This window comes from Nitrospiria bacterium (assembly GCA_035498035.1).
Taxonomy (GTDB): Bacteria; Nitrospirota; Nitrospiria; order JACQBZ01; family JACQBZ01; genus JACQBZ01.
The window spans coordinates 21,744-38,629 of the sequence record DATKAN010000025.1 but is presented as its reverse complement, the minus strand read 5'-3'; the positions used below and the strand labels follow the sequence as shown (position 1 = coordinate 38,629).

The window sequence follows — 16,886 nt, the reverse complement described above, 5'->3', positions numbered from 1 at the left end:
TTCTTCAGATAAAAATTGCACTAAGGAAGGGCCATCCAATGGACATCCTCCATCCGGACCTTGAGAGCTATCTGATGCGACTCCTTCCGACTCGGGATGAGGTCCTGTCGGAGATGGAGCGGTCCGCCGAGAAGATGCGGTTTCCCATCGTCGGACCGCTGGTCGGGAGGGTTCTGAGCCAGATGGCCCGCATGATCGGCGCCGGGCGGGTGTTCGAATTTGGCTCCGGGTTCGGGTACTCGGCCTACTGGTTTTTAAAGGGGATGGACGGCCGGGGTCAGGTCGTTTACACGGATGACGAAGAAGAAAACGTACGCCTGGCCCGCGATTTCTTTAAACGAGCCGGGCTGCTCTCCCGCCTTCAGATCGAGGTGGGGGACGCCCTGGAGATCATCGATCGTCAACACGGTTCGTTCGATATCATCCTGATCGATTGCGAAAAGGCCCGTTACCCCGCGGCGTTTGAAAAGGCCGTGCCGCGAATTCGAAAAGGCGGCTTGCTGATCGCGGACAACGTGCTCTGGTCCGGTTCGGTCGTCAAGCCATCGGAAGAGCCGTCAACCCTCGGGATCCAAACCTTCAACCGACTCATTTCCACGGACCCGCAACTCTTCACGACGATCCTCCCGCTGCGCGACGGAGTTTCGATCAGCCTGAAACTCTAAACCGCCCCCCCGCGGACCGCGTACTTAATTTTCGTGACCCTCAATGAATTCCAGCAGCGAGCGATAGGCGATGGATCGTACCTCCGCTTTGCTTGGCCGGCTCGTGCTGAGGTTGGCCTCAAGCCAGGACTCTTCCTTTACGTAATTGAGCGACCGTTTGCAGATTTCCCACATCCGGTGCCGGAATTCCTCCGATAGTCCGACCTGGATGCCTTCGGATTCCAGCCGGTCGTCCAGGATCGCCAGAAGATCCATGAGGGCCTGATCGGGGGTGTAGGGTTGTTCCTGATATCCGGCCGTTTGATAAGTCATCGATTCCTGTCGGGCCTGTTCGACGAGGTCCAACATATATCCTTTTAACAATCCGATCTCATGGCCTGTCATTTCGATTCTTCCCGGTCAATTTCTTAGCCTGCGTCACGGCAGGGATCAAGTATCCCATTTTAGGGCTCGGTAATGCAATTTAGATCCGCTAATTCAAGGGATTGGAATATAGACAAGTCCGCGCCTGGATGCTATATTTTTTTATAATCCGTCCCGAGGTTGGGAAATGCCTGAAAAGGTGTGGGTTCTCGAAAACCCGACAATAAAATCGGATAAAAAAGATGGAAGCCCCGCGAAGGTGCCGGGACCGACGGAGTCGGGTAAAAACCCCGCTCTTGCGGCCACACTATCGCTTTGGGTCTGGGGAACGGGCCAGGTTTACAACCGGGAATGGAAATGGGGCCTCCTCTTTATTCTCCTGATGGCGAATTTCTACGGGGTCCCGTGTCTGGTCATCGTCTACTGGCCTATTCTTGCCCCTTATTTGGAAACCTTTCATATCACCCGGTCCAATGCCTTGATGGGAACCGGAGCCTTCTGGCTGACGGGTCTGATGGTTTGGATATTCAACGTTCTCCATGCCTATTACGGCGCCGAAAAAAAGCGGACCAGGCCCTTTGAGGGCATCAAACATCCCATGCTGGTTGCGCTCTGCTCCTTCCTGCTTCCCGGTTGGGGGCAGCTTCTCAACGGTCAACCGAAGAAGGCCTTTTTCTTTCTGATCTTCGCCGCCGCCGGCTTCGCCGCCGTGACGGCGCCGGTTTCAATCTTTTTCATCTGGCCGATGCTGGCGACGATTGACGACCGAATCGCGGTCGAGTGGATGGTCGTCGCGGCCGCGGGAATTTCCCCCCTCTTTTTTTTGATGTGGATGATCGGCCTCTACGATGCGGTGAAGGTCGGTCTGGATCCGGTCAAGAAGGAGTCCTTGCGCAACCGGTTCGGGTACGCCATCAATCGGATCCGGATCAAGGGGCTGGCCCGAGGCGTCCTTCCTCAGATAAAGGTTTTTCTGATGCTGGCGTTGTTTCTCGCCTTGACTTCAGCCCTCGGCTATTTCTATTTTCCCTTAAATAACTATGCCCCGCTCCTGCGAAGCCTTGAGTTGACGACGGAAGATCGGGGGATGGTTCTGACCCCTTATCTCATCGGCCATCTCGTTGATACCTTGACTCCGGGTGGATCTGTTCATTCCGAAGCCCGATTGCCAAAATCCCCTCATACCCCGCCGGCCGCGAATCGCTAGGAAGACGGGCTTATTTGGCTTGAAGGAAAACGCATTTCAAATATTGCGTCTCCGGAATGGCCAGATCGATCGGATGGTCCCGGCCCTGGGTGCGCCAGGCCGTGATATAAAAGGATCGTTCGGCATCGGCGGCGGCCGAAACGAGAATCTCTCGAAACAAGGATTGGCCGATCAAATGCGAACAGGAACAGGTTACCAGAACCCCGCCCGGCGACAGCAGCATCATCGCCAGCCGGTTGATTTCTTTGTATCCACGCACGGCTTCCTTGACTTTTTGACGGCTTTTGGCGAAGGCCGGCGGATCAAGGATGACACAATCGAAGCGCTTCTTCGCTTTGTATAGCCGACGGAGCCCGTCAAAAACGTCCTCTTGAAGATACGTGCTGGCGGAGGCCAGGCCGTTTCGTCGGGCGTTGGCCTGAGCCTCAGAGACGGCCTTTTCCGAACTGTCCAGACCGATCACCTCTCCTGCGCCGTACCGTGCGGCATGGAGTCCCCATGCGCCGGTGTAACAGAAGGCATCCAGCACGCGTGCGCCTCGTACCATCCCATCGAGGCAACGGTAATTCTCGGATTGATCCAGAAAGAAACCGGTCTTCTGCCCTTCCCAGACATCCACCTCAAACGAAAGGTCGTTTTTCCGTATGACGAGAGGGGACGGTAGCGCCCCGTAGAGAAGCCGTTTATCTTGGACAAGGCCTTCGAGCGCCCGGCTTGCGGTGTCGTTGCGCGCCACCACGGCGGCCGGCCGAAACCGTTTGATCAAGATCCGAAGCACCGGCTCGGTCAAACGGTCCATCCCGGCGGTCAGGAACTGGACCACCCAGACGGGACCGTATCGGTCGATGATCAAGCCCGGGAGGCCGTCGGCCTCCCCGTAGACGACCCGGCAGGCTTCTTCGCCGCCGAGCCACTGGCCGCGGAGCGCCTGCGCCTGAGATATTTTTTGTTCCAGGAAATCCTCGTTGATCTCCGTCCGCTCCCGATTCAAGAGCCGGACCGCGATGAGCGATCGGGGGTTGAAGTACCCGCGGCCGATCCATTCTCCACGATGGTTTTGGATATCCACCGCTTGCCCGGGTTCCAGTTCCTTCGGCAGCCGGGTCAATTCATTCGAAAAAATCCAGGGATGGCCGGTCTTCAATCGCTTAACGGCATGGGCTTTGATTACGAGGATGGGGAGCGGTGACATCGTATTTATAGGAACTCAAACTCCAAAATGGCTTTGATCACCTGATCGTCGCTGCCCTTGGTCAGTCCGAAACCGTATCCGATGTCCAGATTGACGCTGCGGGAAAATTTGAGTCCCAGACGCGGGAAGATATAATGCTGCTGCTGGCTTTTGGGGTCCAGATGGCCCAACGGACCCATATCGCCGTAGAATTCGACGCCAGGCGTCAGGCGGGGAGACGCCCTGTAGTACAGACCCGTGGCGTACTGGAATTCCATCCCTTGGTCGACCTCGGGTCCGCTGACGTCTTTTTCAAATATTGGATTGACCACGATGGAGAATTGGCCCAGGTCTTTTTCAAGAATAACCCGTGCCTCGAGCTCTTCGTTTGCGCTGTACTTCTCGCGGGGAAGGTTGTACTCGACTTCGATCGCCCCGTCGAGAAAGCGCTCGCCCTGCTCAAAAAAGCGATACCGCGAAACGACCGCCCGCGCCTGGACGTATCTGAAATCCCCGTCTTTCGGTTGTTGAAAATCGGCGTAACCCCCGATGGTCCAGTGGTCCGTCAGTCCGTATTCGACCTCCAGCGAATGCTGTTGAAGGCCCTGTTTGTCCAAGAGCTCCCCGAAGTAATCGTAGGAATGTTCCGATTTGGCGGTATAAGTCCACCAATAGGCGAGCTCCGTCTCTCCTTCGCCCGGCGTTGAATAGAAATAAACTTTGAATTCGATCGCATGGGTTTGGGTCGAGAACGCCAAGACGAGCCATACGGCCAGGATGAGGCCAAGCTTCATTCTGAACATCCGGTCTCTCCTTTCATAGGGGCTCGCGTCGCCCCCTCCATCGGCAAAGCCGGATGGAGCCTCCCCATCCCGCACGCTTTGCGAGCTGGTTTATTTATGGATCAGCCTCGATCAGGATCATCCCGTCCATTCCATGATGACTGGGAATGCGGCACTGGAAGTCAAACTCTCCCGCGGGCGGGGAAAGGAGTTTGATCCGGGCCGTCTTGCCGGGGGCGACGTCGACCACCTCGATATTGCGGCCCCGGACCGTGTTTTGACCGATTTCGACCTCGACCATCTGATCCTTGAGAAGCTCGGACCGGAACTGATGAGGTTCGTGGCCTTCGTTCTCGATCACCAGTTCGAGGGGTCGATTCGCCTTGGCCTCAATCCGACGGGGAGTAAAGCTGTACTCTTCCGCCTTAATCTCGACCGTTTGCCAGGGTTGCTGGGCCAAACCTGATCCGAGCAGTGCCCACCCCAATGCGAGCACAACGGCCGCCAATTTTTTCAAGAACGATTTCATCCGGGGTCCCAATGAACAGATTCGCGCTACATTGGCAAACTTCAGTCCGTTTGTCAATCTTCGCAAAAATTCTCCAAGACTGGATCGAAGCTCACCGGATCTGAAGACGCCCTCTCATTCCTTCTTGATAGTGATCCTTCGGTGCTTTGGCATGGCAGGCGATAGAAAACTCTCCCGGTTTCTCCGGGGTAAAACGAAGCACGGCGCGGGCCTTGGGAGGAATCTCAAGCTCGGTCACGCCGAGCGTGCCGGTGATAATCCCGTTGTTTTCCACATCCACGGTCAGCGTCTGCAGCGCCTCGGTAATAAACTCGTGCATGACCGTTCCGTCATTGATCAGGGTGAGCTCAACCTCCTCGCCGACCTTCAGCCGGATCTCGGCCGGTTCGAAATGATATTCCTGAAGCCGGACCGTGATTCGCCGGAGGTCTCCGTCGGATTTTTTCGCGTCCGGCCATGCCGGCCCGGCCCCGATCAGAATCAGTCCCGCGACCCAGATCCATCCGATTCGCTTCATTCTCCTTCTCCTTTGAACCACATTTCATACAGCGGCCACCCGATCAGAAGCAGCGCGCTCGTTTCCATGCCGGCCCAGCTGGCCATCTGAAGATGGGCAAAACCGGGGGCGACATATTTGATCAGCCAGGGGCTGGCCAGATCGGCCAGCGTGCTGCCGAAGGCCAGCAGGACCACGGCGAACTTCCATCGTTTCGGGACGGCGGCGCCGATGAACAGATGCGTCAGGACCAGCAGGATCAGTCCCTCGATAAAGGCGTGAGAATGGGCGTCTTCCAACATCTGGCCGATGGGCTGGCCGAAGGCCTCTTCATCGAGGTCGGAGCCCCGGTAATGGGACACGATGGCGTTGTAATTCGGCCCGACCCGGAGACATCCAAGCAACGCAATCGTAAAATAGCCGATGAACGCGAAGATCAGAAATCCGGTATAGATGATTTTGATCTCCGGAGAACTGTTCGCGATCCGGAATCCCTTTTTGCTGAAATCCTTCATGGGGAACTCTCCGCGTGGATGCCATAAACAACGTGAGCGAGGGCCAGGGCTTTTTTCACCGCGTAGGCCGTGGAGCGGGAGGAAAGAGTCGCGCCGCTGATGCCGTCAATGTCCCGGCCCAGCTTCAAAGGCGCGTCCAGGGTCTTTCCGATAAATTGATTGATGAAACGTTTGGACCGGATCTCCGAGCCGCGCGATTCACGGTAGGTCAGGACCTCGATCCCGATGAGCCGGCCTTGAGGATCGACCCCGACCATGAAGGTGATCGGCCTCTCCTTTCCGATGACGTTGAGGACGACCGCGTACCCGATCGTCACCGCGGAATCCGAACCGGTCCCTCGATAGAACGTGTAAACATTCTCCTCGATCCGTTTTTCCAGCCGCTGGCTGATTTCGGCCGCCTGTGGATCGGTGAGGGTCACCGTTTCCTTCTTAAACTCCCGGCCTTCCGGCATCATCAGGCGAAGGGCTTCTTCGTCCGTCAGGTAGACCGTTCCGGACACGGCGGGCGGTTTCAGAACCAGAAGTCCCGCCGCGGCCATCAAGCCGACGAGAAACCGTCGCCGGTTCAATCCTCCCGAGCAAACCCGTTTCCAATTCCGGGTGGTCTTAATCGAAAAGCTCCCGGCCCGGACTTCAAAGAAGCAGGCTTCTACTTCCTCCTGCAAATCCAGCAGGGCCCTTCCGGATCGGGCTCCCAAGACAAAAGCGGCCGTTGATAACGCGTCGGCCTCGGTCGCCGTGGGCGCGATCACGGTGACGCCGGCCGATCCGGCTGCAGGGTAGCCTGTGCGCGGATCGCAGATGTGGCCGTACCGTCTTCCTTCGTAGTTGAAGAACTGTTCATAGGCCCCGGAGGTTGCAATGGCCCGATCACGTATTTGAACGGTCTGGATGATCCTGCCGGAACCGCTCGGATCCCGGATTCCGACCCTCCAGGCATCGTGATGTTTTGAAGGGCCCAAGGCAAAGGCCGTGCTCCCGCAGCTGACCCATGCACGGTTGATCCCGTTTTCTTTCAGGACGGCGACGGCCCGGTCCACCGCATAACCTTTTCCCATCCCGCCCAGGTCGATTTCCATCCCGGGTCGACGGAGAGTCAATTCAAAACGGACTTCGTCGATACAGACCTGCCGATAACCGAGACGCTCGATCGTCGCCTGAATCCGTTCCTCGTCGGGCGGAACCGTACGCGGCCCTTCCGGTCCGAATCCCCACAGCCGGCTCAGCGCTCCGGCCGTCGGATCGAAGGCCCCTTCCGTCAAGACGGCATACCGCAACGCCTCGGCGATGACCCGGCCGACCTCGGGATTGATCCTTATTCTGCACGGGCCGTTGCAGCGGTTGATCCGGGAGATTTCGCTGCCGGGTCGGAAGCGGGACAGGAGCGATTCAACCCTCTCGATCTCCTGATCGGCCGCCTCGACCGCCCGACGCTCATCGGGGGGAGTTCCATGGGCCCTGATCTCCCAAGGGGTTCCCATATGAATCCGTTTCAATTGCAGCATCGTTAGAACATGAACGCCATCCCTAGGTTTGTGCGATGCCCGGTTTGATCGGCCCCATCGCGCCAGCGCTCCTGGTCGATCTTCAGCGCGACATCTCGGTGGGGAAAGTAGGTGATGCCGTAGGTGATCACCCGGCGGTCGTTGGCCTCATCGGCCGGGCCGGTCGCGGCCGCGGCCCCGCCCGCAACCTTGGCCTGGGTGTTAAAATGCTCGATCCGACCGAATAAGACGAGGTCCTGTTCGGTGCCCGGAAGGAGGAGGGGCAAGGTGTGAAGGGCGATCTCGGCCATTCCGCCGGTCATCTCCTCTCCAATGGTTTGATCCAGCGCGGTCGAAAGGTCCTCGGTTCCGCTGACATGGGTCATGATGTAGGTTCCGCGCGCCTCGAAAGGCCCACGGCGGGCATGAAGGTCCAGATCCCAAAGGGACACGGCGACGCCTTTCGGCACGACCGAGGAGCACGGCGCGATGCAGGAGTTCTCGGTTCGCTGGCTTGCCCCTCCGGTATAGTAAGAACCTCCCACTTGAATCCCGGGCAGCCCGACATATTCGATCCGGCCCACGACCGCCATCTGATCCGCCCCTTTTAGATCCTCGGACAACGGGACGATCTCGCCGAGTCCGTTATTGGCACTGAATTGACTCGCGTCCAACCCCGTCACATAGTAAACCCGCGCGTTGAGTCCAGAGGACAGGCTGCCGACCAGCCCCGCGCCGCCTTCCTGCCAAGTGGTTGGAATCAGGAAACGCTGAACATACGGACGCTCGACACTGTAGAACTGCGTGGGTTCATGAAACTCGTTGAGATCCCCGACCGGCATGAGTAGGCTGCCCACTCGAGCCTGGAGTCCGGGGGTCAGGTCGAACTCCAGGTAGCCGAACTCCAGTTCTATTTCCTGCCCGGCGTGTTCCCATTCCACCTCACCCTGAAATCGGATCCGGTCGTTGAACGGCACGCCCCAGCCGAGAACCAACCGATGGAAGTCCATGGTTGTCCGGTCATCCGTCGATGGAAACCCTCCGCGGTCTGAATTCACAAACGGGCTGTTGTAGTGCATTTCGCCGTAGCCGTAAAAACTGATCTTTGTGCCTTCTTCGGATTCGGCCGCGGCCATTTCATCCCGGCCGAGACCCACACCCAGACAAACCACCATCGAAAGAAGAATCAATCGTTGTTTCATCGAAAACCTCCTTATGAGCCCCGTCTTCGGGGTGGTTGGGGCTCTGGGTTCTCGATTGACCTCGGGCCGTAGGTGGTTCTTGATCGTTTACGCTTAAATAAACGGTGTCAATCCAAAATAAAAAAGCCCGCGTCCTTCGGCGTGACATGGACGTGGGCTCTGGGTTGAAACCGCTGGCCGCTTCCGGGGATTACAGTCGAACCGTTACTGTTTTCGATCCTCCATTGAAATTAGACAGCGGGATCAGCGCCAGTCGTTTACAGCGCCTGCATTTAAGTTCGATCGCGGAGCCCACCAGCTTTGCGACCAGACTGCCGCATTCGCACCGAACTTCATGTGAGTTCGGTTGATCCGAGGCCGCTTTGTGTTTCCCGTTGGTTTCCATGTCCATCCTTACTGTGCCAGATCGTGGCGTTGCCGCCGGAGCCAAATCAGGGTGATGGGAAAGTAAAAGAGATAGAAGAGGGCCTGGATCAGCGAAGGGCTGGAACGATACCCAAAAATACCCGCGACCAGAGACCCCAAAAGCGAACGCTCGCTCAAAAACCAGGAAGTGTTCCAGATCGGTTCCATCAACGGAGGAACCAGTCCCACCGAGACCAGCTTTCCGATTCCCGAGGAGAGCATGCCGGCCGCCATAAAAAGGAGGATGAACCCGCTCACCCGGAAAAACGGTCTCAGGTCGAGGTGGCCGAAGCCCTTGAAAAAGAGCCAGGTCATCAGGACGCCGAGCCCGACCCCCAGAAGTCCGCCCATCACCGGAGGGGCGACCGAAGTTATCCCTCCTCCTTGCAAGAAGAAACCCCAGAGAAAAAGGACCGTCTCCATGCCTTCACGAAACACACCCACAAAAGCCAACGTGGCCAGGGCCCACAGCCGGTTCTTGGAAATCGCCAGTTCCGCCTCGTGTTGAAGCGCCCCTTTGATCTCCCGGGCGTTGTGATGCATCCAGATCACCATGTGAGTCAAAACGCCGGTCGCGAGGAACAGGATGGCCGCTTCAAATATATCCTCGCCGATGTCCTTGAAGAACACGGACAGGTAATCGGACATTCCCGCGAAGATCAGGCTGGCCAAAACCGCCCAGAGCGCGCCCCAATACACAAAGCGAAACTGTTTGGACTGGCCGATCTTGTTCAGGTAGGTTAACAAAATACCCACGATCAGGGCGGCCTCGATGGTTTCTCTCCATGTAATGATAAACGTTCCAAGCATTCCGAGGGTTTCCTATCTATTATTTATAGGGTCTCGCTGGGAAGATTTCCTGAGACTCTGCACGCGGGCCTCTACTCGGCAATGACCTTTCCCTGGGCCGTGTCCGGATGGAAGTCCCCGAAGAAGTCATAGCTGCCCGGTTTAAGCGGGGGAAGGAAGATCGTGATGGATTGGCCGCCGCGCACGACCCTTTCCCGGTTGAGACTGAAGCTTTCGAATTCCTCGGCGGTTTCATCCTCATTGCTCACGAGTAATTTCACCTTCGTATTGGCCTTCACCCTGACCTCGGAGGGGGAGAAGCGATGATCCTTGATGAGAATGCGGATCCCATCCTCCGCGTCCGCCGTGCCGAGGAGCCATAGCCCGAGCCCGAGTAGGAGACCAAAATGCAAGGCCGCGCCCCTCTTCATCCTTGTTCGCCGGTTCGTATCGGGAAAAACGGTTCGTCGTTTCATGTCAGTGGGTTTTTGGGGGATGATCAACGGGGGGCCGCCTTCTGCCAATCCCGACACTTTTCCCAATCGATGCAATGTCCGAAGAGCTCCAGCCGGTGATGGCTGAGTGTGAAGCCGTGCCGGGCGGCCATTTTTTCCTGAAGCCGTTCGATGGCGGGAGATTCAAACTCGATAATCTTGTCGCATTTATCACAGATCAGGTGATCGTGGTGCTTTTTGTTGATCACATTGTCGTAAATCGTCCGGGTATCGTCAAAGTGCCGTTGCTGTCCGATGCCGACTTCGCACAAAAGGTTCAAGGTCCGGTAGATGGTGGCCAGGCCCATTCGTTGGCGTCCCTTCCGGGAGATCTGACGATGCAGTTCTTCGGCCGTGATATGATCCACCTTGAGAAAGGCTTCCAGGATCGTTTCCCGCTGTTGAGTCAGTTTGAGTTGCTTCTCGGCCAGGTAGTCTTTTAATCGAGCGACTTCTTTGTTCAAGGGCAGTGCCTTGGTCATTTCACACCCCCGGGTGTTCGTTGAAATTGATTCTGATTCTCAAAATACAGGAGCGGCGGCCCGTTTGTCAAGCAGATTTGTGAATCGAAAAAAGGCCGGGCGGATTATCTTGCGAGATAGAATTCGATGAAGAGCAGCGCAAACCAGCCGATTTGGAGGATGAACCAGCCGCCGATCAGGATGAACTCCAGCGTGGTGTTGAATGAAATGGAGAAGTTTTCGGCGGCCATGGTGTAGACGTCTTCGAGGATGTCCAGTTTCTCGTTGATATTCTTCCGCCACTCCTCGAGGTGGAATTTTTTCGAGATGAGGGCATACAGCCGGGCCGTGTACCAGTCCCCGATCAATTTGATGCTGTGTTCGATCGCCTGGGATTCCAGGATGGAGGTGGTCCGGGTCTGGATGATCTCCCGCAGCACGGACCGTACCTGCTTGGACCGGAGCCAGGACTGTTCCGGACGCCGGCGGAGCAACTGGAGGGTGGTTTTCAGCCGTCCATCCAGCTCCTCGTCCAGCATGCGGGATTTCAAGAGCTGAAGGTTGGTGATTTCGAACAGTTCGATATTCGCATCAAAGTCTCCATGAGGGTCGAAAATGAAGGCCCCGTCCCAGTCTACCACCGTCAGATCGTCCTTGCCGTATTTGAGATTCGACCGGAGGGTCGCTTTGATTTCTTCCTCGTCCAGGAGGATCTGCTCCTTTTTAAGCAACGCGGCGATCTTTTCGCCGTGAAGCGCCAGGAACATCTCGGGATCTCCTTGATAATCCGAAATGCAGTAGACGCTGTATTCTTCGTCGAATTCCGGGTTGCACTGAAACTCGTTCAGGAAGCGACGGCTCTCCAGCAGCAGGTCCCGGTTGAGCTCGAACAGCGGCTCCGCCGCGAGATCCTGAAACTCGAACGTGGCTTCGACGATGACGGTGTCGGGGACATAGGCCTTGACGACAAAAGTGGCTTCCCGGTCGCGGATCTCGCCCTTTTGTGTGCGGATGATCGCCTGCTTCGGAATGACGTCGGGATAGTTGGGAGAACTTTTGAGCACGCGGCTTTCGACGATCGCCGTGGCCTCCAGATTCAATCCGGTCTGACCCACCAGGAAAGTGACACAACGGCCTTTCAGGGCCATTTCCTGTCGCCCGTTTTCCATAAACGCATCATACGCAGCCGCCGGATGGGTGTCAAGGAAAGCGGCGGAGCTTGCCAGTTTTGTCTTGACAAATCATTACCCCTGGCCTACTATCTGCGTATGCTTCCATCCAAGAAAACCTCGTCTTTTCCAACCATTCAAGACATCTGGGAGCGATACCGTCCGGACCTGCTGAAGGTGGAGGCGCAGATCCAAAAAAACCTTTCGTCGGAAGTTCCGCTCATCAATCAGGTGGCGCAGTATATCCTCAACAGCGGCGGCAAACGAATCCGGCCGCTTCTGATGATCCTGTCGTCCAAGCTCTGTCCGTCACCGGGCGAAGACCATATTTTGCTGGCGGCCGTCGTGGAATTCATTCACACCGCCACGCTGCTTCACGACGACGTGATCGATGAAGGGAACCTTCGGCGGGGGAAAAAAACGGTGCGAACGCTGTGGGGAAACCACGCGAGCATTCTGGTCGGGGATTACCTTTATGCCACGGCCGTGGCCAACGGCCTGAGCCTGAACAACCAGGAAGTGAACCTCAATCTGCAAAGGGCGTGTTCCCAGATGATTGAGGGAGAGATGGTCCAGCATGCCTACAACAGCGACTTGGCGATTACCGAGTCGGACTACCTTCGAATCATCCAACATAAAACGGCCAGCCTGATCGCCGTATCCTGTCATCTGGGAGGGGTTGTGAGCGGCGGATCACCCGAACAGAAAGAGGCCCTGTATCAATTCGGACAAAACCTCGGAATGGCCTTCCAGGTTGCGGATGACACGTTGGATTATATCGCCCAGACGCAGCGGCTGGGTAAGACGCTCGGGGCGGATCTCCGGGAAGGCAAAGTCACGCTCCCCCTGATTCATCTGCTGCGGAATTGTTCGGATGAAGAGAAGGATCGGGTCACTCATACCTTCGGGGTGAACGAATCGTCCGATAAACAATTTGATGAGATCCTGGACCTGATGCACCGTCATGGATCCATCGAGTACGCGTTTTCCGTGGCCCGGGGATACATCCAAAAGTCCGCCGGTATCTTGGAATCGTTCGGCCCTTCCGTCCACAAAGCGGCGATGGAAGTGGTCGCGGATTATGTCGTCTCCCGCGATCATTGATTCCGCGATCGACTCCGATGCAAGCACCCAAACCCCATCCGTTGGTTGAATTAGCCCAAGAAGCCATCCATGAATATCTGAGCCGGCGGATCGTGATGCCGCCACCCGTTTCCCTGGCCGGGGCTTTTTCCCGGCCCGCGGGCACGTTTGTTTGCCTGAAGAAAAACGGCCAATTGCGCGGTTGTGTGGGTACCTATGAGCCCGCGCGGGCTACGGTGGCCGAAGAGGTGGTTCATAACGCGATTGCCTCGGCCACCCGCGACCCCCGTTTTAGTCCCGTGATCTTGCCGGAGTTGAAGGAGATCGACTGTTCGGTGGACATTCTTTCGATTCCGGTCCCAACCGCCGCGCAGGACTTGGATCCCCGGCGATTGGGGATCTTGGTTGTACAGGGTCCGAGGCGCGGCTTGTTGCTGCCGGATCTGGACGGTATCCAGACGGCAGAGCAACAGATCCGGGAGGCGAAGCAGAAGGCCGGCATCATGACCGATGAGGCGGTCGAGCTTTACTCTTTTACCGTGCAGCGGTTCCGCTGATGGCGCATCGGCCGCGTTCCCGGTCCGTTCGGGCCGGGGAGAGGCCGAAATAAAATCTTAGGTTTAGTCCCTTTCCCGGCGGAGGTTCCACGCCGTTTTACCGGGTGGGAGCTTCGATCATCGTTTCGGAGGGTTCCGATGGCTGTTCTCTTACCGTTTCAAGGCCTTCGTTTCAATGCCAATAAGGTCAAAGATCTTCGCAAGGCGGTCTGCCCGCCGTACGACGTCATCGATGGCCCGGCACAGGACCGCTATTATCACGCCCACGAGTACAACATCATTCGGGTGGAATTGGGCAAGGAGAACCCCGACGACAGTCCGACAAACAACCGCTACACCCGGGCCGCGGCGTATTTGAAAGATTGGGTTAAACAGGGAGTGCTCGAAAGGGATTCCGAGCCGTCCCTGTATTTATACAAACTCGATTACCTTTTGCCGACCCAGGAGAAGAAAACACTGAAGGGTTTCTTTTCTCTGGTTCAACTGGAGGAAATCGGAAAAGGAAAGATTTTTCCGCACGAGTTTACCTTTCCAAAGGCCAAACAGGATCGCCTCCGGCTGATGCGAGCCTGCCAAGCCAACACCAGTCCCATTTTCATGCTTTATTCCGACCCGGGCGGTGATCGGATCGCCGGGTTGGAACGTTCGGTCGATGAAGCCCATCCGCTGATCAATATCGTCGGCGAAGAGGAGATCCGCCACCGGCTCTGGAAGATTTCAACGCCGTCTGTGGTGGATACCCTGTGCGACTCCATGAAGGATCATCCCCTGTTTATTGCGGACGGCCATCATCGCTATGAGACGGCCCTGACCTTCATGGGCGAAATGAGGGCCAAGGATCCCTCCCCGGGGCCAAAACCGTACGAGGCCGTTTTTATTTTCTGCTCCAACATGGATGACGCCGGCATCTCGCTGCTGCCGATTCACCGAGTCATCCTGAACCCGCTGCCCTGCGATCTAAAAACCCTGAAGCATCGGTTGGCGCAGTCGTTTGACGTGACCCATATGGACTTCAATAACACCACGGAATCCCGGGTTCGGAAAAAACTTTTCGAGGAGATGTCGAAGGCGGGCCAATCCGCGACCGTCTTCGGCCTGTACGCCGGGAGCGAGCCCTCTTTTCATTTATTGAAGCTGAAACCGGAGTTTGCGCCCAAGACCTCCAAGGCTCTGGAGGGGTTGGATGTTTCGATCTTTCAAAAAAACATCCTGGAAGGCGCATTGGGGATTACCGACCCCGCGGCCAAGAAGGAAGGTCAGGTCCAGTTTGTCAAAGACGAAGAGAAGGCGATCAAGGCGGTCCAAAGCCGTTCGGCCGGTCTGGCCTTCTTCCTCAATCCGACCAAGATCCGACAGGTGCGGGACGTGGTCCTGGTCGGAGACCGCATGCCGCAGAAATCCACTTATTTCTATCCCAAGCCGCTGACGGGGTTGGTGCTGAACAAGTTTTGAGGATGTCTTCCCCCTGATCCGTGTAACTTTCTCCCGGGATGCGGGATGCACACAAAGAGCAAGATGAATTCATCCGTTCTAATCTTATTAGAAAAGGAGCCATCGTGGAAAAGGATCCGGTCTGCGGGATGATGATCGACGAGAAAAAGGCGGCGGGGAATTCCGTTTATAAAGGCACGACGTATTATTTCTGCGCGAAGAGCTGCAAGGAGAAGTTCGACAAGAATCCGGAACATTACCTGGCGCTGAAGTAAATCGCCCCGAGGCCAACGCCATGGTACCGCGTATCTCCGTCATCATCCCGACGCTCAATGAAGCCACGGTCATCGAGAAGACAATGGCGGCCTTGTCGAAACGGGATGGTCTGGAACGGATCGTTGTCGACGGACACAGTTCGGATGACACGCGGGCGTTGGCCGGACCGTATGCGGATAAGGTTCTGTTGACGGAGGCCGGCCGGGGCCGGCAGATGAATGCCGGAGCCCGCGCGGCGGCCGGCGAGGTGTTTGTGTTTCTTCATGCGGATTCTTGTTTATCGGATGACGCTTTTCGTGAACTGATCCGGGCGCTTGAAGATCCCGACGTTTTGTGGGGAGCTTTCCGTCTGGGGATTGATTCCCCACGAAGGATCCTGCGCCTTGTGGCGGCGGCGGCCAATTGGCGGACCCGCCTGACCGGGATCCCATACGGGGACCAGGGAATCTTCGTGCGCCGGTCGGTCTTTGAACAGTCGGGCGGGTATCCTGAAATTCCGATCATGGAGGATCTCGAGTTCGCCCGACGACTCAAGAGCCTGGGGAAAGTCAAGTTGCTGTCCCGACCGATCGTGACTTCATCCCGACGGTGGGACAAAGAAGGGGCGGGTTACACCACGTTGCGCAACCAGATCTATGTGGTGCTTTATTATCTGGGCGTCTCCCCGGCCCGATTGGCACGGTGCTACCGGACCGTCCGATAAGAGAGGTTGCATGCCTTCCCCCTCCAGCCCGTCTCGCAATAAGATCGATCCCTCGGTCTTCATCGCAGAAACGGCCACCGTTGTGGGCGACGTTTCGATCGGAAAGTCCTCCAGCGTCTGGTTCTCGGCCGTGGTTCGCGGCGATATCGCCCCCATTCGCGTGGGGGAAGAGACCAACATCCAGGATGGGGCGGTTCTTCATGTCGGACACGGATTTCCCTGTGTGATCGGAAGCCGCGTCACGATCGGCCACGGCGCGATGGTGCATGGGGCCACCGTCAAGGACGGAGCGATGATCGGGATCGGAGCGGTCGTCTTGAACGGTGCCGTCATCGGCGAGAACGCGCTGATCGGCGCCGGCGCGGTGGTGACCGAAAATACGGTTATCCCTCCCGGTTTCCTGGTCACGGGGATTCCCGGCCGGCCCATTCAGCCCATCCGTCCCGAACAACGCGACTATATTCTGAAAGCCGCAAGCAACTATGTCCGGTACGCGCAGGACTATAAACGGGCCGTTCAAGGACGCGCCCGACCCGCGAAACGAAAACCATCCTTCAATCAGAGGAGAAAATCATGAAGACCGAACATCAATACGGCTATTCCAAAACGGTGAACGTTCCCTACGAAGAAGCCTTGGTGAAGATTGCGGAGGAGCTTAAAAAAGAAGGTTTCGGGGTGCTCACCGAAATCGACGTCAAAGAAACGCTCAAAAAAAAGCTGGGGGTGGATTTCAAAAAATACAAGATTTTGGGGGCATGCAATCCGAACCTCGCCTATCGGGCCCTGAGTCAAGAAACCGAACTGGGATTGTTTCTCCCCTGCAACGTGATTGTTTATGAAAACGAAATAGGAAAGACCGTGGTCTCGGCGATCAATCCGATCGTCGCGCTCAGCCGGATCGATAACCCCCTGCTGGAACCTATTGCCCAGGAAGTATCGGTCCGCCTCCAGAAAGTCGTTGCGGCATTATAAGAAATTTATTTTAATTCAATTGGTTAGGCTTCCTTTGTGGTTTGACAGGAGGGGGAGTTCTGTTATACTAAAAATAGGATTGGGATGGAACTGTCCATGTAAAACCCGTAAGATCCGTTAAACTTCCTC

22 protein-coding genes are annotated in these 16,886 nt (G+C 56.6%); 9 read left to right on the top strand and 13 right to left on the bottom strand.

The window, feature by feature from the left end; translation table 11 throughout:
• Nucleotides 1-38: 38 nt before the first annotated feature.
• Nucleotides 39-665 carry an O-methyltransferase gene (locus tag VMN77_04575; protein HTN43055.1) on the top strand — a complete coding sequence of 209 codons (627 nt, stop codon included), beginning with the start codon at nt 39-41 and terminating at the stop codon, nt 663-665.
• Between the two features lie 24 nt (nt 666-689).
• Here VMN77_04575 and VMN77_04570 read toward each other — a convergent pair whose 3' ends face one another.
• On the bottom strand, nt 690-1,049 hold the full coding sequence (locus VMN77_04570) for a hypothetical protein (GenBank protein ID HTN43054.1): 360 nt from the start codon (nt 1,047-1,049) through the stop codon (nt 690-692).
• A gap of 166 nt (nt 1,050-1,215) precedes the next feature.
• On the opposite strand from VMN77_04570, the gene VMN77_04565 reads away from it, so the two are divergent.
• On the top strand, nt 1,216-2,235 hold the full coding sequence (locus tag VMN77_04565) for a hypothetical protein (protein ID HTN43053.1): 1,020 nt from the start codon (nt 1,216-1,218) through the stop codon (nt 2,233-2,235).
• Between the two features lie 10 nt (nt 2,236-2,245).
• Here VMN77_04565 and VMN77_04560 read toward each other — a convergent pair whose 3' ends face one another.
• From VMN77_04560 to VMN77_04505, 12 genes are all read right to left on the bottom strand, one after another.
• A complete protein-coding gene (locus VMN77_04560; protein HTN43052.1) occupies nt 2,246-3,427 on the bottom strand; it encodes a class I SAM-dependent rRNA methyltransferase in 1,182 nt (393 codons plus the stop codon).
• 5 nt (nt 3,428-3,432) lie between these two features.
• On the bottom strand, nt 3,433-4,209 hold the full coding sequence (locus tag VMN77_04555) for a hypothetical protein (protein HTN43051.1): 777 nt from the start codon (nt 4,207-4,209) through the stop codon (nt 3,433-3,435).
• A 94-nt stretch (nt 4,210-4,303) separates the two neighbouring features.
• Complete coding sequence (locus VMN77_04550) at nt 4,304-4,717, bottom strand: cupredoxin domain-containing protein (protein HTN43050.1); 414 nt, start codon at nt 4,715-4,717, stop codon at nt 4,304-4,306.
• A gap of 91 nt (nt 4,718-4,808) precedes the next feature.
• The gene (locus VMN77_04545; GenBank protein HTN43049.1) at nt 4,809-5,234 is read right to left on the bottom strand and encodes a cupredoxin domain-containing protein; all 426 of its coding nucleotides are present in this window, start codon (nt 5,232-5,234) and stop codon (nt 4,809-4,811) included.
• Nucleotides 5,231-5,728, bottom strand: coding sequence for a hypothetical protein (locus tag VMN77_04540; GenBank protein HTN43048.1), 498 nt, complete (start codon nt 5,726-5,728; stop codon nt 5,231-5,233). Before VMN77_04540 ends, VMN77_04545 begins: the two co-directional genes overlap by 4 nt.
• Nucleotides 5,725-7,227, bottom strand: coding sequence for an FAD:protein FMN transferase (locus VMN77_04535; GenBank protein ID HTN43047.1), 1,503 nt, complete (start codon nt 7,225-7,227; stop codon nt 5,725-5,727). The genes VMN77_04540 and VMN77_04535 overlap by 4 nt, the downstream gene beginning before the upstream one ends.
• 11 nt (nt 7,228-7,238) lie before the next feature.
• Nucleotides 7,239-8,417 (bottom strand): hypothetical protein, encoded by a 1,179-nt coding sequence (locus VMN77_04530; GenBank protein HTN43046.1) that lies wholly within the window; start codon nt 8,415-8,417, stop codon nt 7,239-7,241.
• Between the two features lie 190 nt (nt 8,418-8,607).
• Complete coding sequence (locus VMN77_04525) at nt 8,608-8,802, bottom strand: hypothetical protein (GenBank protein ID HTN43045.1); 195 nt, start codon at nt 8,800-8,802, stop codon at nt 8,608-8,610.
• 8 nt (nt 8,803-8,810) lie between these two features.
• Nucleotides 8,811-9,632, bottom strand: a complete 822-nt coding sequence (locus VMN77_04520) for an FTR1 family protein (GenBank protein HTN43044.1) — start codon at nt 9,630-9,632, stop codon at nt 8,811-8,813.
• Nucleotides 9,633-9,703: 71 nt separating this feature from the next.
• Nucleotides 9,704-10,042: a cupredoxin domain-containing protein gene (locus VMN77_04515; GenBank protein HTN43043.1), complete on the bottom strand. Its 339-nt coding sequence runs from the start codon at nt 10,040-10,042 to the stop codon at nt 9,704-9,706.
• 68 nt (nt 10,043-10,110) lie between these two features.
• Nucleotides 10,111-10,587, bottom strand: a complete 477-nt coding sequence (locus VMN77_04510) for a transcriptional repressor (GenBank protein ID HTN43042.1) — start codon at nt 10,585-10,587, stop codon at nt 10,111-10,113.
• Nucleotides 10,588-10,691: 104 nt separating this feature from the next.
• A complete protein-coding gene (locus tag VMN77_04505; GenBank protein ID HTN43041.1) occupies nt 10,692-11,735 on the bottom strand; it encodes a hypothetical protein in 1,044 nt (347 codons plus the stop codon).
• Between the two features lie 99 nt (nt 11,736-11,834).
• On the opposite strand from VMN77_04505, the gene VMN77_04500 reads away from it, so the two are divergent.
• The 7 genes from VMN77_04500 to VMN77_04470 all read left to right on the top strand — a co-directional run bounded on the left by VMN77_04500 (nt 11,835) and on the right by VMN77_04470 (nt 16,757).
• On the top strand, nt 11,835-12,839 hold the full coding sequence (locus VMN77_04500) for a polyprenyl synthetase family protein (GenBank protein HTN43040.1): 1,005 nt from the start codon (nt 11,835-11,837) through the stop codon (nt 12,837-12,839).
• 17 nt (nt 12,840-12,856) lie between these two features.
• Nucleotides 12,857-13,375, top strand: coding sequence for an AmmeMemoRadiSam system protein A (amrA, locus tag VMN77_04495; GenBank protein ID HTN43039.1), 519 nt, complete (start codon nt 12,857-12,859; stop codon nt 13,373-13,375).
• Nucleotides 13,376-13,513: 138 nt separating this feature from the next.
• On the top strand, nt 13,514-14,827 hold the full coding sequence (locus VMN77_04490; GenBank protein HTN43038.1) for a DUF1015 domain-containing protein: 1,314 nt from the start codon (nt 13,514-13,516) through the stop codon (nt 14,825-14,827).
• A 104-nt stretch (nt 14,828-14,931) separates the two neighbouring features.
• A complete protein-coding gene (locus VMN77_04485) occupies nt 14,932-15,081 on the top strand; it encodes a YHS domain-containing protein (protein HTN43037.1) in 150 nt (49 codons plus the stop codon).
• Between the two features lie 20 nt (nt 15,082-15,101).
• The gene (locus VMN77_04480; GenBank protein HTN43036.1) at nt 15,102-15,785 is read left to right on the top strand and encodes a TIGR04283 family arsenosugar biosynthesis glycosyltransferase; all 684 of its coding nucleotides are present in this window, start codon (nt 15,102-15,104) and stop codon (nt 15,783-15,785) included.
• A 10-nt stretch (nt 15,786-15,795) separates the two neighbouring features.
• Nucleotides 15,796-16,362, top strand: a complete 567-nt coding sequence (locus VMN77_04475; GenBank protein HTN43035.1) for a gamma carbonic anhydrase family protein — start codon at nt 15,796-15,798, stop codon at nt 16,360-16,362.
• The gene (locus VMN77_04470; protein ID HTN43034.1) at nt 16,359-16,757 is read left to right on the top strand and encodes a DUF302 domain-containing protein; all 399 of its coding nucleotides are present in this window, start codon (nt 16,359-16,361) and stop codon (nt 16,755-16,757) included. Before VMN77_04475 ends, VMN77_04470 begins: the two co-directional genes overlap by 4 nt.
• Nucleotides 16,758-16,886 lie beyond the last annotated feature (129 nt).

Excerpts from the sequence above, each read along its gene's own strand:
- VMN77_04570 (HTN43054.1), bottom strand. The coding sequence starts at position 1,049 with ATGACAGGCCATGAGATCGGATTGTTAAAAGGATATATGTTGGACCTC.
- VMN77_04475 (HTN43035.1), top strand. The coding sequence starts at position 15,796 with ATGCCTTCCCCCTCCAGCCCGTCTCGCAATAAGATCGATCCCTCGGTC.
- VMN77_04575 (HTN43055.1), top strand. The coding sequence starts at position 39 with ATGGACATCCTCCATCCGGACCTTGAGAGCTATCTGATGCGACTCCTT.
- VMN77_04500 (HTN43040.1), top strand. The coding sequence starts at position 11,835 with ATGCTTCCATCCAAGAAAACCTCGTCTTTTCCAACCATTCAAGACATC.
- VMN77_04540 (HTN43048.1), bottom strand. The coding sequence starts at position 5,728 with ATGAAGGATTTCAGCAAAAAGGGATTCCGGATCGCGAACAGTTCTCCG.
- VMN77_04520 (HTN43044.1), bottom strand. The coding sequence starts at position 9,632 with ATGCTTGGAACGTTTATCATTACATGGAGAGAAACCATCGAGGCCGCC.
- VMN77_04505 (HTN43041.1), bottom strand. The coding sequence starts at position 11,735 with ATGGAAAACGGGCGACAGGAAATGGCCCTGAAAGGCCGTTGTGTCACT.
- VMN77_04480 (HTN43036.1), top strand. The coding sequence starts at position 15,102 with ATGGTACCGCGTATCTCCGTCATCATCCCGACGCTCAATGAAGCCACG.
- VMN77_04525 (HTN43045.1), bottom strand. The coding sequence starts at position 8,802 with ATGGAAACCAACGGGAAACACAAAGCGGCCTCGGATCAACCGAACTCA.
- VMN77_04555 (HTN43051.1), bottom strand. The coding sequence starts at position 4,209 with ATGTTCAGAATGAAGCTTGGCCTCATCCTGGCCGTATGGCTCGTCTTG.
- VMN77_04470 (HTN43034.1), top strand. The coding sequence starts at position 16,359 with ATGAAGACCGAACATCAATACGGCTATTCCAAAACGGTGAACGTTCCC.
- VMN77_04515 (HTN43043.1), bottom strand. The coding sequence starts at position 10,042 with ATGAAGAGGGGCGCGGCCTTGCATTTTGGTCTCCTACTCGGGCTCGGG.
- VMN77_04565 (HTN43053.1), top strand. The coding sequence starts at position 1,216 with ATGCCTGAAAAGGTGTGGGTTCTCGAAAACCCGACAATAAAATCGGAT.
- VMN77_04560 (HTN43052.1), bottom strand. The coding sequence starts at position 3,427 with ATGTCACCGCTCCCCATCCTCGTAATCAAAGCCCATGCCGTTAAGCGA.
- VMN77_04490 (HTN43038.1), top strand. The coding sequence starts at position 13,514 with ATGGCTGTTCTCTTACCGTTTCAAGGCCTTCGTTTCAATGCCAATAAG.
- VMN77_04550 (HTN43050.1), bottom strand. The coding sequence starts at position 4,717 with ATGAAATCGTTCTTGAAAAAATTGGCGGCCGTTGTGCTCGCATTGGGG.
- VMN77_04530 (HTN43046.1), bottom strand. The coding sequence starts at position 8,417 with ATGAAACAACGATTGATTCTTCTTTCGATGGTGGTTTGTCTGGGTGTG.
- VMN77_04545 (HTN43049.1), bottom strand. The coding sequence starts at position 5,234 with ATGAAGCGAATCGGATGGATCTGGGTCGCGGGACTGATTCTGATCGGG.
- VMN77_04510 (HTN43042.1), bottom strand. The coding sequence starts at position 10,587 with ATGACCAAGGCACTGCCCTTGAACAAAGAAGTCGCTCGATTAAAAGAC.
- amrA (HTN43039.1), top strand. The coding sequence starts at position 12,857 with ATGCAAGCACCCAAACCCCATCCGTTGGTTGAATTAGCCCAAGAAGCC.